This is a genomic window from Uliginosibacterium sp. 31-12, assembly GCF_030548425.1.
Classification (GTDB): domain Bacteria; phylum Pseudomonadota; class Gammaproteobacteria; order Burkholderiales; family Rhodocyclaceae; genus Uliginosibacterium; species Uliginosibacterium aquaticum.
In genome coordinates this window covers 1-13868 of sequence record NZ_JAUOOA010000012.1, presented here as the reverse complement: position 1 = coordinate 13868, position 13868 = coordinate 1, and the positions used below count along the sequence as shown (strand labels likewise).

Sequence of the window (13868 nt, the reverse complement as noted above, 5' to 3'; positions counted from 1 at the left end):
CATGGAGCGCAGCAGCGAGAACAAGATCGTGCTGGTGACGCGGCGCACCCGGCTTGAAGAGCTGATCCAGCGCTTCAATACCGAGGGGCAGGCGCGCTTCTACGTCGAACATCTCGGTGCGGACTTTTCCGACTATCAGCTGGAGCATCGTCATTACCGTGAAGCGGTGACGGCAACCAGTCAGGCCCTGGCCCGCCACGGACGCCTGCAGGTGCTGGACCGAGCCTTCGTGCCGAACTTCGTGTTTGGCCCGCACGATACGGTTGTCGCGCTGGGGCAGGACGGGTTGGTGGCCAATGTGCTGAAGTATCTCGAGGGTCAGCCGCTGATTGGTGTGAATCCGGATCCGGCGCGTTGGGAAGGTGTGCTTCTGCCTTTCGTTGTGCGTGATCTGGATCGCCTCTTGCCCGAGGTATTCGCTGCCCGGCGCCCGCTGCATGAGGTGAGCATGGCGCAGGCCAGCCTCAATACCGGAGAGACCCTGTGTGCGGTGAATGACCTGTTCATCGGGCCACGCACGCACACTTCGGCACGCTACGAAATCAGCTGCGGCGGGGTGACCGAGCGCCAGTCCTCCAGTGGCATCATCGTGTCGACCGGGATGGGCGGCAGTGGCTGGTTGCGCAGCGTGCTGGCCGGTGCCAGCGGCATCGCCACGGCGCTTGGTGGGGATGCGAATGCTGGCGTACTCGAAGACTTTCGCTGGGAGTCGGACTATCTGTATTTTTCGGTGCGCGAGCCCTGGCCCAGCAAGACTTCGGCCAGCAGCATCAGCTTCGGACAAGTCTCACGCGAGGCGCCGCTGATTCTGGTGTCGCAGATGGCGGAGAACGGCGTCATTTTCAGTGACGGCATCGAGAGCGACTACCTGCAGTTCAATGCCGGCACCCGCGCCACCATCAGCCTGGCCGAGCGGCGCGGGATCCTGGTTGGTTGAACAATAGGGACGCGCTTGCTTCAGGCGTCCGTACAGCCATCCAGCCCGCAATGCGGAATCATTTCAGCCGCATCTGCTGCCGGCACTTGCTGGCGTAGTGCCGCGGCGAAGGCTTCTGGCTGGCCGAGGAAGGGGCTGACATCGATGCGCGTGAGTGCGCCATCGGCCTGTTCCAGCACCAGGGTCGGGAAGCCTTGGCCGCCGACGCGGGCGAGCCAGTGGCGGCTGTCGCGGAAGTGCTGCTCGGTGGCTTCACCCGCGAGTCGCTCGAACGCGGCAGTGAACGAAGCGACCTCCAGCCCGAGTTCGGCAGCCAGCGCCTGCAGCACGGCCTGATCGGCGATACGGCGACCTTCAGCGTAATGGGCGTGTTGCAGGCGGTGTGCCATGTCCAGCCCACGGCCGGCGAGCTCCTCGGCAGCGAGGATGGCGGTGGTCGGCGGAGCGGAGTCCATCACGGCCGTGGTGTCACGCAGCAAACCTTCGAAATAGGCTTCGCCGAAGGGCTGGCCGGTGAGCTGGGCGATGCGGCGGTCGTGCGGCAGCACGTAGTCGCGCCATTGCGGAGTGATGCTGCGCCGGTTGGCGCCGGTCATCATGCCGCCGCCATGCAGGGCGATGCTGAGGCCGGGCACTGCGCGCGCCGCGCGGAGCAGCGGGGCGACGGCATAGCACCAGCCGCAAAGGGGATCAAAGATGTAGTGGAGCGTGCTCATGGGGATTTCCTGCGTCTGTTTTTGGTATTCATGACACGCCATTCCCGCTTGCGCGGGAATGGCGGAGCCGGGTCATCAAGTATTGCGCGTTGCGCTCACTGCGGCCACTTCATTTCGCCCTTGATGACCTTGGACGAAATTTCCAGCGAGGCCGCTTCGCCCGCCTGTGGGTAGCTCGCGCTCATGGCCTTGATGAGTGTGGCGGAGTCCTTGGCCCGGGCGGCTTCCTTTTCGAAGGCCTTGAGGGTGGCCTGCCAGTCCTGGCGTGACTTGGCGCTCTGCGTGTCGGCCACCCACATATGGATGCCGCTGGAGACGACGACGCCACCGGCCACGGTTTTCAGCGCCGGGATCCACAGATAGCTGCGCACGATGCTGGACTTTCTGGCGAGCTGGTTCGCGCGGCCGGGCTGACTTCACACCGGGCTCACACGCGCCTCACACAGGCCGGCCAGACTGGGCGCCTGTCCTGATGCCTGTCCGGAGTACGTGTGAGCCCCTGCCTGTTGCCCGATCGTCGTTTGCCCTGTGGCCCGCTGAGCCTGTCACGCCTGCTGCGGCTGGGCGCGATCCACGGTCTGCTGTGCCTGAGCGGTGCGGCCCTCGCTTGGGGCGCAGGCGAGCGTTTCTGGCAGGTCTTCGGCCTCGGCCTGATCCTGCCTGGCGGCGGTTTCTTTGCACGCGCCGATTGCGCCTCCGCCGTGGGCCTGCTGCAGGCTGGGCTGTTCGTTGCCAGCCTGCTGATTTTTGCTGCGGCGTGCCTGCTGTGGTTCGCCACCGGCAATCTGCTGGCGCCCCCGGCGGCCTGGCTGCTGGCCGCACTGATGGCCGCGTGGATGCAGCCCGGCGGGGCCAGCGCGGATTCGCTGCACGAGCTGTGCCTGCTGGCGCTGTGCGGGTTGCTGAGCGCGCTCCTGCTGAGTGTGCTGCATGCCTGGCGTGGCCGTCGGCGGCGAGCACAGGCCAATCACTATCTGGTTCATGAGGCCGCAGCGCTTGTCTGCCGGTTCGAGCGGCCCGCCGAAGTCTTGCCTGCCGAGATGAGCCCGCAGGAGCTCAAGCTGATGGGCTTCGTGCTCGACCGAGCCCTGCAGCCGGTGGCGGAGTTCGAGGGCTTCGAATGGCGCGACCAGTTTCAGACCGCGGCCGTGCGCTACCAGCTGCACTTCATGGGCTACGCTCTGGCGATGGCGCGCAGCACCCGCCTGTCGGCCTTCAGCGGCTACCTTGATGAGGCCCAGCAGAACCTGATCCACAAGCAGGCCGATCACCGCGTTTGGCGCTACTGGGCGCTCGAGAACCTGTGGGGCAACCTGCGCTGCGATCCGGACCCGACCGCGCGCGAAAACATCATGTACACCGGTTTTCTGGCCACCCAGATGGCGCTCTACCAGGCGTCCTCCGGGCGCCGCGAGTTTTCCCGACCCGGCAGTCTGCCGCTCAGGCATCCCGACGGCAGGATTTACCAGGCCGATCTGCCGGCGCTGACGGCTGCGCTGCAGCGCGGCTTCGGCGATTCTTCCTTCACCTTGATGGCTTGCGAGCCGAACTGGATCTATCCGCTCTGCAATGCCATTGGCGTATCCGGCATCCGGGCCTGCGATGCCCAGCGCGGGGAGCGGCACTGGGCCGGCCTTGCCGCGCGCTTTCGCACCGCGCTTGAAACCGAATTCATCACCCTTGGCGGGGCCTTCGTGCCGTGTCGTTCGAGTCATACCGGGCTGGCCTTGCCGGGCATCGGCGGCGCCATGCCGCAGGCCTTGCCGAGCTTATTCCTGAACGCCAGCCTGCCGGACATCGCCCTGCGCCAGTGGTTGCTGCTGCGCCGCAGCCTGCTCGATGCGCGCGGCGCCCTGCGCCTGACGCGCTTCTGGCCGATCGATACCGGCAACTACGGCCATTCGCCGGCTGCGGCCCTGGCGGCTACGGCGCTCGCAGCGGTGGAGATGGGCGATCGTGAAGTTGCGGGCGTGTGTCTCTACGCCCTTGAGCAAACGTGCCCGGCACGGGACGAGTCCGCGCAGGGCGGCCCATACTGGCGCCCGCGCGCCTCGGTGTGGGCGCATGCCGTGGAGCTGATGGCGCGCACTGGTGAGGCAGGTGCTTTCCGGCGCTTGGTCACTCAGCCGAACCTGCCCGCCAGCCAGCCGCATATCAGCCGCGCCGCCTATCCCGAAGTGCGGGTGGCGCGTGCCGTGCAGCACGCCGGTGTGCTCATGGCCACCCTCTATCCGGGCCTGCGCCCCGGCCTGCAGACACTCGATCTGGCCGGGTTGCGGCCGGGGCAGATCTATCTCTGTAGCGGCTGCGTCGAAACCCGGGTGCGTGCCGATGCGCAGGGTGCGGCGCGCGTGACGGTGCCGCTCGACGCGCGCCGCGAGATCCTGATCCAGCCCCACACCTGAGGAGACAGAAATGGCTTGTTGCGTATTGATTGCCGCTGCCTGCGGCCTTGTGCTGGCGGCCTTGCGCGCCTTGCCGGGGCGGGCTCGGCGTACCGCGCCGGACCCGCTGCGCTGGCAGCCCGCACGGAGGCCTCCGCATGCGCCGCGCTGAGGGCCGGGCGGATGGCCGCTTCTCGCTGCGGCAGCGCCTGCGAAGTTTCCGTTACGCCGGCAGCGGTATCGCCTTCATGCTGCGCACCCAGCACAACGCTTGGATCCATCTCGCCTGTACGCTGGCGGTGGGGGCGCTGGGGCTGGCCTTGCGAATCAGCGCGGCGGATTGGCGCTGGCTGCTCGTGGCTGTGGCGCTGGTGTGGCTGGCCGAGCTGATCAACACCGCCATCGAGTTCGTCTGCGATCTGGTGTCGCCTGCGCATGATGAACGCGTCCGGCGCGCCAAGGATCTGGCTGCCGGCGCGGTGCTGGTCTGCGCGCTGACCGCCGCCGCGCTGGGCGCCCTCACCTTGTGGCCGAGGCTGAGTGCGTTGGCGCCGTGACGGGGCTGGCTGTTGGGGCTGTTGTAGGGCCGTTGTAGGGCCGGCTTTAGCCGGCGGGGCCCGGGTGGAATGTGGTTTTGCGGATGAAGCCGCACCTACGCTCGTGCCTGTTGTGCCAGGCGCCGGGCACCGGGGCGCTTGTCGGGGTTGTTGTAGGGCCGGCTTCAGCCGGCGGGGCCCGGGTGGAGCATGGTTCTGCGGCCAAAGCCGCGGGCTTGCTCAGGCCAGCCGCCCCGGCAGCAGGAAGTCGATGAAGGCGCGGGTCTTGGCGGGCAGCAGGCGATCCGGCAGGGTCACGAGGTGGATCTGGCGTGGCGGCATCTGGCAGTCGGCCAGGATCTCGATCAGCTCGCCGCGCTGCAACTCCGCATCCACCAGGTAGCGCGACAGGGCGACGATGCCGAGGCCTTCGAGGGCCGCACTGCGCATCACTTCAACGCTGTTGGCAGCCAGCGAACCAGCCACTTCCAGCGTCAGCAGTTCGCCTTGCGGGGTGCGCAGCTGCCAGTTGTTGAGGCGGGCTTCGCCGGCATAGAAGATGCAGTTGTGGCGCGCCAGCTCCTGCGCCTGGAGCGGTGTGCCATGCGTTTTCAGGTAGGCCGGTGCAGCGCAGATCACATAGGGCAGCTCGGCCAGGTGGCGCGCCACCAGCCCGGGTGCCGGGGTGTTGGTGAGGCGGATGGCGATGTCGACCGCACTGGCCGCCAGATCAGCGAGCTGATCGCTCAGCTGCAGCTCGACCCGGATTTCCGGGTAACGCAGCAGGAAGCGCCCGATCTGCGGACCCAGCACGTGGTTGCCCCAGGAATGCGGCGCCGTGATCCGCAAGGTGCCGCGCGGCGTGCTGGAGAGCTCCTGCAGATGCGCCTCGGCGCTGTTCATCTCGTCGAGCACGCGGCGGCAGTAGGCATACAGCGCCTCGCCGGCCTCGGTGAGGCTCTGGCGGCGGGTCGTGCGATGCAGCAAGGTGAGGCCGAAATCCTTCTCCAGTGCGCTGATGCGCTTGCTCACCACGGCGCGCGAGCAGCCGAGGCGGTCTGCCGCAGCCGAAAAACCACCCGCTTCAACCACTTCGGCAAAGCTGGCCATATTGATCAGGCGTTCCATGATTTGCGCTCATTTAGAAACAATCATGTTCGACTGTAGCGCTTTTTTGACAGATCGACTCACCCTAAACTGCAGCCATCCCCCGCTGCAACCGAGATCGCACCATGTCCGCCTTCCCGCCCCGTCTGAGTCCCGCTGCCTGGGGCGGGCTCGCCCTGCTGACCGCCACCGTCATGTGGGGCGCCGCCTTCCCGGTCTCGAAAGCCGTGCTGGCTGACATGGACCCGATCAGCATGAGCCTGTGGCGCTATGGCATCGCTGCGCCCATCTTCATGGCCCTGCTGGCCTGGCGCGAAGGCGCGGATGCTTTGCGCCTCGAAGGCCAGGGCTGGAAGTTGCTGGGCCTCGGCACCCTGGGGTTTGCGGGCTTCAACCTGCTCATGTTCTACGCCGTGGGCATGTCGCGGCCGGAGTTCGGTGCCATCGTGATGGCCCTCCAGCCCCTGATCGCGGTGCTGATCCAGTGGGCTCGCAGTGGCCAGCGCCCGGCGGCGCGCAGCTTCGTGGCTCTGGCCCTGGCGGTGGTGGGCGTGCTCCTGCTGACCACCGACGGCCACCCGGCGCGGCTCACCGAACATGCGGCGCTGCTGCCCACCCTGATGATGATTGCCGGCGGAATGTGCTGGGTGCTGTATTCGATGGGCGCGGCAGCCTTCCCGCACTGGTCGCCGCTGCGTTACACCGCACTCAGCAGCAGCGGGGGTGCGCTCGGGCTGGTGGCTTTCTGGCTGCTGGCGGGGGCCTTCGGTGCGCTGCGTCTGCCCTCCGCCGCAACCTTGCCCGCGTTGGCCCCGGCCCTGCTGTTTCTGGTGCTGCTGGCTGCCGTGCTGGCGGTGCTGTGCTGGAATCAGGGTATGCGCCAGATCGGCGCTCAGCGTGGCCTGCTCTTCATCAATGTGGTGCCGCTCACCGCGCTGCTGATCGGCGTGCTGCGTGGCCATGCGCTGGGCAATGGTGAACTGATCGGGGCTGCACTGGTGCTGGTGAGTCTGGTGCTCAACCAGCTGGGCGGGCAGGCCGGGGCCAAGCCTTCCTCAATCTTGCGCCCGGCGCTGGCAACGCCCAAATGAAGGCGCGAGATGGCCGGATCAGTGGCCCGCAGGTGCTCCGGCTGGCAGACCTGTGGCCCAAGGCCGGTGGCATGATGGGGGCCCTGTCATTACCCTGGCATCTTCATCCAGCATGAGCTGCACTGCGTCCGTTTCCTCCCTGGCTTGCCGCCTCCGCCGAATCGCCCTGGCGGCGCTGTGCCTGCTCTCCCTTGGCGCGCTGCCCGTCCAGGCCCAGCTGGCAGCCAAGCCCTCGGCCTTCCGCGCGGCAGGAGAAGTCGATCCCTTGCCGCCGGCGAGCGAGGCCTATCGCCATCACATCAGCCAGCGCGCCGACTTCGATCGCCTGGCGCGGCGCTACAACCTCGGCACACCGCTGGAGCTGCCGCACCTGCTGTTCCTGATTGACCGCCAGCATGGCGACCAGCCCTACTTCATCAACACCCGGCGCTATGGGCTGCATGAGCAATTCCTGACCCGCGGGCCACTCCACCTGCAGCTCGGGCGCGCCGCCATGGCCGCCAACTACCGTGCGCCGGACCGGCGCTTCATCCTCGGCACCCTGAGCTGGCAGAACAGCACGCAGCAATGGACCTTCGAATGCTGGGAGGGCGACCAGCTCGATACGAACCTGCTGCGCACCACGCAGCAAAGCCTGCAGGCGGCCTTTTTCGCGCCCTTGCTGTTCAAGGCCAACGCACAGGCCCATGAGCGGGTGGCGACAGCCGCCGGCGTGGCCTTCGTGTCGCAGGAGCAGCTGATCCGCGAGCAGGCTTTTCTGCCCCTCAACGAGGGCGTGGCGAGGGGCCGGGTGCGTGTGGTGCCAGCAGGTGGCATCGTGGCCGATGCAGATCCACAGGACATCCTGGTGCTCGACGAAGTGCCGATCAGCCTGCCGCCGGTGGCGGGCGTCATCACCAGTCGTCCCTCGACGGCCATCTCGCATGTCAATCTGCTCGCCAAGGGCTGGGGCATTCCGAATGCCTGGCTGCGCAACGCGCTCGCGGAGCTGTCCGGCTACGACCGTCAGTGGGTGGAACTGCGGGTGACGCGCACCGGCTATACGATCCAGCCGATTCCGCCGCAGACGCTGGTCGTCGCGCACAAGGCACGCACGCTGCCGCGGCCCGATCTCAGCCACCAGAGCCTGACGCCGCTGAGCCAGCTGCACGCCCGGGATCGCGCGCATTGCGGCGCCAAGGCCGCCAATCTGGGTGAAATCCGCGCAGCAAAGATTCCCTCGGTGCAGGTGCCGGATGGTTTCTGCATCCCTTTTGCGCGCTACGCCGCGTTCATCAAGCGTGCCGACGCCCAGGCCCTGATCCAGGCCGCGCTGGTCACGCCGCACTTTGACGACGATGCCCGCGTGCGCCATGCCGCGCTGGAGACCCTGCGCAGCCAGCTCATCGCCCTGCCGCTGCCGGCCGCCTGGCTGGCTGAGTGGCAGGCGCAGTGGCAACAGCAACTGGGCGGCGCGGGCGTCTTCGTGCGCAGCTCCTCCAACTCGGAAGACCTGCCCGGTTTCAGTGGCGCCGGCCTCTACACCACCGTGCCCAATGTGCGCCTCGTCGAGGCCTTGCCCGAGGCCGTCAAGACCGTCTGGGCCTCGGTCTTCAACAGTGAAGCCTTCGAAGCCCGCCGCGCCGGCGCCATCCCGCTGGAGGCGGTGGCCATGGGCGTGCTCGTCCAGACTGCCATCGATGCGCGCCGCTCCGGTGTCATGATCACCCGCGATCCTTTCGATCCGGCGCATCGCGGCGCCAGCTACATCGCCGCCAAGCGCGGCATTGGCATCAAGGTCGTCGAGGGCCGCCGGATTGCCGAGCAAGTCATGGTCGACGCGCGCAGCGGCGCTGTGCAGTTGCTCAGCCGTGCCGACGAACAGAGCGAGCTGACCCTCGATGAATCCGGCGGCGTGCGCGAGCGCGCCATCGACGAGGCCCATCAGCAGCAAACCGTGCTCGACGAAGCCAGCGCCCGGCGGCTCGCGCGCGTTGGCAGCGCCATCCGGCAATTGTTCCGGGGTCGCGATCAGGACATCGAATGGGCTACCACCGAGGGCGAGCAGATCGTCGTCCTGCAGGCCCGCCCCTATGCAGCCGCAGTGCCCACCCGGCTGGCTACGCAGCCCCCCAGACGCCCCGCCCGAAGCTGACAGACGCTTCGCAACATTCCCACCGCAAGCAGGAGAACCGCCCATGAAAGCCGTTGCCTACCAGAACATCCTCCCCATCGAGCACAGCGATGCCTTGCTGGACCTTGAACTGCCCGAGCCGCAGCCCGGCCCGCACGATCTGCTGGTTGAAGTGAGTGCCATCGCCGTCAATCCGGTCGATACCAAGGTGCGCAAGAGTGCGGCCCCGGCGGCGGGCGAGTTCAAGATACTGGGCTGGGACGCCGTCGGCCGGGTGCTCGCCGTGGGCGCCGAGGTGACGCTGTTCAAGGCCGGCGATCGCGTCTGGTACGCCGGCTCCATCGCCCGCGCGGGTGCCAACAGCCAGCGCCATGTGGTGGACGCACGCATCGTCGGCCATGCCCCGCAGTCTCTCCCGGATGCACAGGCCGCGGCGCTGCCGCTGACCGGCCTGACCGCCTGGGAAATGCTGTTTGACCGCCTCGAAGTGAAGCAGGGCGGCACGAGCGACGACGCCATCCTGATCATCGGTGCAGCCGGCGGCGTCGGCTCGATCATGACCCAGCTGGCACGCCAGCTCACCGGCCTCACCGTGATCGGCAGCGCTTCGCGGCCTGAAACCCAGGCCTGGGTGCGCGAGCTCGGCGCCCATCATGTGATCGACCATAGCCAGCCGCTCAGCGAGGAACTCAAGCGCATCGGCATCCCCCAGGTGCGCTACGTGGTGAGCCTCACCCAGACCGACCAGCACATCGCCCAGATTGCCGAATGCCTCGCACCGCAAGGCCGTTTCGGCCTCATCGACGATCCGGCGCCCTTCGACATCAAGCTGCTCAAGCGCAAGTCCGTGTCCCTGCACTGGGAGCTGATGTTCACCCGCGCCCTGTTCAACACGCCGGACATGGTCGCCCAGCACCAGATCCTCGACCGGCTTGCCGCCCTGGTCGACGCCGGCCAGATCCGCAGCACCCTCGGCGAGCACTTCGGCCCGATCAATGCGGCCAACCTCAAGCGCGCCCATGCTCTGCTCGAATCGGGCAAGGCCCGCGGCAAGATCGTGCTCGAAGGCTGGCGCTGAACGCAGTGGGGCAGGGCGCCCGCCGGGCCGCCCTGCTGCAGCCGGCACAGCGCCAATGCACAGGATGACGGGCTTGGGCTTGGGCTTGCCGCAGCAATCGCCCTTGAGCCGGGCAGGCTTGTGAAAAATAAGGTTTCACAGAAAGAAGATATACAAGCCGTACGAAAGGGTATGTTTTAGAATCGAACCAGTTCGCAGTTGCTCACCGCCCCGGTTGAGCATGTGCGTTTGCCTGTCGGGCGGATTGATCCGTCTGCACCAGGCCATCTCCTGTATTTTTGAAGATCAAGGTTCCCGATGCTGTACATCCTTTCCCGTCTTTCTTCCGGCCTAGCGATTGCCGGCCTGCTCGTTGCCAGTTCCGTTGCGCATGCCCAGACCCCCGCTGATTCGCTGGCCCGCATCCGCCAGACCCAGACCATCACCATTGCCAACCGCGAAGCCTCGCGCCCCTTCTCCTTCGTCGATGAAAAGGGTCAGGCCAGCGGCTACTCCGTCGAGCTGTGCCAGCGCGTGGTCGAGCGCCTGCGCAAGGATCTCAAGCTGCCCAACCTCAAGGCCCAGTACATCACCGTGAGCGGCGCCGAGCGCATTCCCAAGATCAAGAGCGGCGAAGCCGACATGGAATGCGGCTCCACCACCAACACCAAGGCACGTCAGGAGCAGGTCTCCTTCTCCTACACGATCTTCGTGGCCGGCATGAAGATCCTCACTCGCAAGAATTCCGGCATCACCGATCTGCGCACCATTACCAATGGCAGCATCGCACTGAGCAAGGGCACCACCTCCGAGAAGCTCTTCAGCCAGCTGCGTGATCAGGAGCTGCGCACCACCGAGCTCAAGAGCTACCCCAGCAACACCGAAGCCCTCAAGGCCCTGCAAGCCGGCAAGGCCGTCGCCTTCCCGCAGGACGACGTGCTCCTCTCCGGCCTGCTGTCCACCCTGCCGGATCGCGATCAATACGCCCTGGCCGGTGACTACCTCTCGATCGAGCCCTACGCCATCATGGTGCGCAAGGACGACAACGAACTGCGTAGCGCCATCGACAAGACCCTCGTTGAGCTCTACGCCAGCGGCGAGATCAACCGCATCTACGACAAGTGGTTCAACACCTCCAGCCTGCAAGTGCCGATGTCGCGCCTCACCCGCGAAGCCTTCACCCGTCCGGCCAAGGATTCGGGTTTTGCCAAGGTGCTCGGCTACACCCTGTAATCACATGACAGGCGGCCTCACCGCCTGACGCGCTGTTCGCATCACCCGGAAGGCCTCGCGCAAGCGAGGCCTTTTTGCTGCGCGGCAGTTCAAGATCGCAAGCGGGGCCGGCAGAAAAAAGAAGCCCCCGGAGCCCTCCGCATGGTCAGAATGCGGCTGGGCTGGCCGCCATCCGGCACGGCCCGATCAAACAAGAAACATCCTTGGGAGGAGAACCATGATCACCACACGCCACAGCGTGCTTGCCCTGCTGCTTTGCGCCGGCCTCAGTGCCTGCGGGGGCGGCGGCAGCACATCCGCCAGCACATCCAGCAACCCGGCGAGCAGCAGTGCCGCCAGCAGCGCAGCGGTTTCGAGCTCGGCTGCCAGCAGCAGCGCGAACCGATCCACCACCAGTAGCTCCAGCAGCAGTGCCGCGGTCAGCAGTGCTGCTCCGATCCTCAGCCAGAGCGGCAACCCCGCCAGCGGCGAGATGACGACTTACCAGATCCTGCTCAGCACCACCGGCGATGCAGCGGCCAAGCTCGCCGCAGACATGGCCAAGGCCGACGTCATGCTGACCTGGCAGACCACCGAGGGTGGCTTCTACAAGCACCTCACTGACTACAAGAACACCGCCAGCACCAGCAAGACCGCCTTGTACGTCACCAAATGGGTCGCCGGCAGCAAATCCTCCACCTGGCTGGGCGTGAATGGCGAAGATCTGGGCACCATCGACAACGACGCCACTACCTCTGAGCTCTTCTTCCTGGCCGACGTGTACAAGCGCAGCGGCGATACCAAATACCGCGATGCGGCCCGCAGAACGCTCGATTTCCTGCTCCTGATGCAATACCCCACGGGTGGCTTTCCACAGGTGTACCCGGCACGCTCAGGCGACACGCCCTATTCCAACTACGTCACCTTCAATGACGACGCCATGGCCCGGGTGATGCTGGTGCTCGATCAGGTCGCCAAGAAGACGGCCCCGCTGGATGCCACCGACCTGTTCACCGCCGAGCAGTACGCCAAGCTGGCCACCGCCATCGACAAGGGCGTGGACTACATCCTCAAATCCCAGATCGTGCAGAACGGGGTGAAAACGGTGTGGTGCGCCCAGCACGACCCGGTGAGCTACGTGGCACGCGAGGGTCGCGCCTATGAATGGCCCTCCAAGAGCGGCAAGGAGTCGGTCGGCGTGATCGGTTATCTGATGAGCCGGCCGCAAACCGCCGAGATCAAGGCAGCCGTGCAGGCGGGCCTGGCCTGGTTTCGCAGCAGCGCCGTGCAGGTGGCCAATACCGCCTACGTCAATCGTGCCTCCGGCAGCACCGACATCACCTACAACCCGATCCAGACTCAGGCGGGCAGCGTGATGTGGTTTCGCTTCTACGATCTGGACAAGGATGTTGGCTTCTTCAGCGGCCGCACCCCGAACGGCAGCGATTGCAGCACCCCGGCTCCCTTCGCTACCTGCACCGGCAAGCAGTACGACATCATGGCCATCGAAGCCGAGCGTCGCTACGGCTACTCCTGGGGCGGCGCCTACGCCTCCAGCCTGCTGAGTTACGCCACATCGGTCGGCTACTGAGCCACGGCAAGCGCATGAAAAAGGCCCCGCTAGTGCGGGGCCTTTTTCTGTCTGCTGCCGATCAGCTCAGGCTGGCCGTGGCCAGCTTCACCCCGAAGCCCAGAAACACCCCGCCCACGCTGGCTGTGCCGGCGGCGGCGAGGCGCTGACGGCTGCGGAACTGGGCCGCCAGATAAGCCCCGCCGAAGATCAGCGCCGAGAGATACAGCGCGCTCAGGATCTGCAGGATCACCCCCAGGATCAGGAAAGCCACCGCCGGCTGCGCCGCCTGCGGATCCACGAACTGGATGAAGAAGGAAATGAAGAACAGGATCGCCTTCGGATTCATCAGGCTGATCACCAGCGCACGCTGAAAGGGTTTCGAGGCCTCAGCCTGCGCTTCGCCTCCTGCCGGCGCTTCGCCGCGCCAGTTCGCCAGCGCCTGGCGCAACAGGCTCAGCCCCACCCAGCCCAGATAAGCCGCCCCCGCATACTTCACCAGCATGAACAGCGCCGGATGCGTCTTCAGCAAGGAGGCCGCGCCGGCTGCCGACAGGATCATCAGCACGGTATCGCCCAGGAATACCCCGCAGGCGCCGCGATAACCCGCCGCCACGCCCTCGCGCGAGGCCACCGCCATCACGTACAGCGAATTCGGGCCGGGCAGCAGCACGATGAACAGCGCGCCCAGCGCATAGGTCCAGATATCCGTCACACCGTAAAACATGCCTCACTCCTGGAGCAGAAAAACAGCCGAAAGCTTACGCCTTTGTCCGCCATCCCGGCCGGCTACAGCCGGCGGGGCCCGAGGTGGCGTGGGGCACATGCGGCTGAAGCCGCACCTACAAAAAAAACACCCGTCTCCGATCAGTGTCCCGTAGGGCCGGCTTCAGCCGGCGGGGCCCGAGGTGGCGTGGGGCGCATGCGGCTGAAGCCGCACCTACGACAACCCACCCATCTCCGATCAATGCCCCGTAGGGCCGGCTTCAGCCGGCGGGGCCGGGGGTGGCGTGGGGCACATGCGGCTGAAGCCGCACCTACGAAAACTCACCCGTCTCCGATCAATGCCCCGTAGGGCCGGCTTCAGCCGGCGGGGCCCGAGGTGGCGTGGGGCGCATGCGGCTGAAGCCGCACCTACGACAACC

General features: G+C 66.5%; 12 protein-coding genes. 8 read left to right on the top strand and 4 right to left on the bottom strand.

Going from position 1 to position 13868, the window contains the following annotated elements; all coding sequences use genetic code 11:
- Window position 1 precedes the first annotated feature (1 nt).
- The gene (locus Q3Y64_RS17935) at window positions 2-937 is read left to right on the top strand and encodes a sugar kinase (protein WP_101940711.1); all 936 of its coding nucleotides are present in this window, start codon (window positions 2-4) and stop codon (window positions 935-937) included.
- Between the two features lie 20 nt (window positions 938-957).
- Here the strand turns inward: Q3Y64_RS17935 and Q3Y64_RS17930 are convergent, their stop codons facing one another.
- Window positions 958-1653, bottom strand: coding sequence for a DsbA family protein (locus tag Q3Y64_RS17930; RefSeq protein ID WP_303564006.1), 696 nt, complete (start codon window positions 1651-1653; stop codon window positions 958-960).
- 95 nt (window positions 1654-1748) lie between these two features.
- Window positions 1749-2024, bottom strand: coding sequence for a hypothetical protein (locus tag Q3Y64_RS17925; protein WP_303564004.1), 276 nt, complete (start codon window positions 2022-2024; stop codon window positions 1749-1751).
- A 120-nt stretch (window positions 2025-2144) separates the two neighbouring features.
- On the opposite strand from Q3Y64_RS17925, the gene Q3Y64_RS17920 reads away from it, so the two are divergent.
- Window positions 2145-4058 (top strand): hypothetical protein, encoded by a 1914-nt coding sequence (locus tag Q3Y64_RS17920; protein ID WP_303564002.1) that lies wholly within the window; start codon window positions 2145-2147, stop codon window positions 4056-4058.
- A 137-nt stretch (window positions 4059-4195) separates the two neighbouring features.
- Window positions 4196-4594 (top strand): diacylglycerol kinase family protein, encoded by a 399-nt coding sequence (locus Q3Y64_RS17915; protein ID WP_303563999.1) that lies wholly within the window; start codon window positions 4196-4198, stop codon window positions 4592-4594.
- Window positions 4595-4813: 219 nt separating this feature from the next.
- Here the strand turns inward: Q3Y64_RS17915 and Q3Y64_RS17910 are convergent, their stop codons facing one another.
- Window positions 4814-5701, bottom strand: a complete 888-nt coding sequence (locus Q3Y64_RS17910; RefSeq protein WP_101940717.1) for a LysR family transcriptional regulator — start codon at window positions 5699-5701, stop codon at window positions 4814-4816.
- 104 nt (window positions 5702-5805) lie between these two features.
- Here Q3Y64_RS17910 and Q3Y64_RS17905 point away from each other — a divergent pair, with 104 nt between their 5' ends.
- From Q3Y64_RS17905 to pelA, 5 genes are all read left to right on the top strand, one after another.
- A complete protein-coding gene (locus tag Q3Y64_RS17905) occupies window positions 5806-6771 on the top strand; it encodes a DMT family transporter (protein ID WP_303563995.1) in 966 nt (321 codons plus the stop codon).
- 112 nt (window positions 6772-6883) lie between these two features.
- The gene (locus Q3Y64_RS17900; RefSeq protein WP_303563992.1) at window positions 6884-8905 is read left to right on the top strand and encodes a PEP/pyruvate-binding domain-containing protein; all 2022 of its coding nucleotides are present in this window, start codon (window positions 6884-6886) and stop codon (window positions 8903-8905) included.
- A 43-nt stretch (window positions 8906-8948) separates the two neighbouring features.
- A complete protein-coding gene (locus Q3Y64_RS17895; protein WP_303563989.1) occupies window positions 8949-9962 on the top strand; it encodes a zinc-binding alcohol dehydrogenase family protein in 1014 nt (337 codons plus the stop codon).
- Between the two features lie 297 nt (window positions 9963-10259).
- Window positions 10260-11174, top strand: a complete 915-nt coding sequence (locus Q3Y64_RS17890; protein ID WP_303563987.1) for an amino acid ABC transporter substrate-binding protein — start codon at window positions 10260-10262, stop codon at window positions 11172-11174.
- 217 nt (window positions 11175-11391) lie between these two features.
- Window positions 11392-12744, top strand: coding sequence for a pectate lyase (pelA, locus tag Q3Y64_RS17885; RefSeq protein ID WP_303563985.1), 1353 nt, complete (start codon window positions 11392-11394; stop codon window positions 12742-12744).
- Between the two features lie 61 nt (window positions 12745-12805).
- Here pelA and leuE read toward each other — a convergent pair whose 3' ends face one another.
- A complete protein-coding gene (gene leuE, locus Q3Y64_RS17880; protein ID WP_303563984.1) occupies window positions 12806-13450 on the bottom strand; it encodes a leucine efflux protein LeuE in 645 nt (214 codons plus the stop codon).
- Window positions 13451-13868 lie beyond the last annotated feature (418 nt).

Excerpts from the sequence above, each read along its gene's own strand:
- Q3Y64_RS17900 (WP_303563992.1), top strand. The coding sequence starts at position 6,884 with ATGAGCTGCACTGCGTCCGTTTCCTCCCTGGCTTGCCGCCTCCGCCGA.
- Q3Y64_RS17895 (WP_303563989.1), top strand. The coding sequence starts at position 8,949 with ATGAAAGCCGTTGCCTACCAGAACATCCTCCCCATCGAGCACAGCGAT.
- Q3Y64_RS17905 (WP_303563995.1), top strand. The coding sequence starts at position 5,806 with ATGTCCGCCTTCCCGCCCCGTCTGAGTCCCGCTGCCTGGGGCGGGCTC.
- leuE (WP_303563984.1), bottom strand. The coding sequence starts at position 13,450 with ATGTTTTACGGTGTGACGGATATCTGGACCTATGCGCTGGGCGCGCTG.
- Q3Y64_RS17910 (WP_101940717.1), bottom strand. The coding sequence starts at position 5,701 with ATGGAACGCCTGATCAATATGGCCAGCTTTGCCGAAGTGGTTGAAGCG.
- Q3Y64_RS17890 (WP_303563987.1), top strand. The coding sequence starts at position 10,260 with ATGCTGTACATCCTTTCCCGTCTTTCTTCCGGCCTAGCGATTGCCGGC.
- pelA (WP_303563985.1), top strand. The coding sequence starts at position 11,392 with ATGATCACCACACGCCACAGCGTGCTTGCCCTGCTGCTTTGCGCCGGC.
- Q3Y64_RS17935 (WP_101940711.1), top strand. The coding sequence starts at position 2 with ATGGAGCGCAGCAGCGAGAACAAGATCGTGCTGGTGACGCGGCGCACC.
- Q3Y64_RS17915 (WP_303563999.1), top strand. The coding sequence starts at position 4,196 with ATGCGCCGCGCTGAGGGCCGGGCGGATGGCCGCTTCTCGCTGCGGCAG.
- Q3Y64_RS17930 (WP_303564006.1), bottom strand. The coding sequence starts at position 1,653 with ATGAGCACGCTCCACTACATCTTTGATCCCCTTTGCGGCTGGTGCTAT.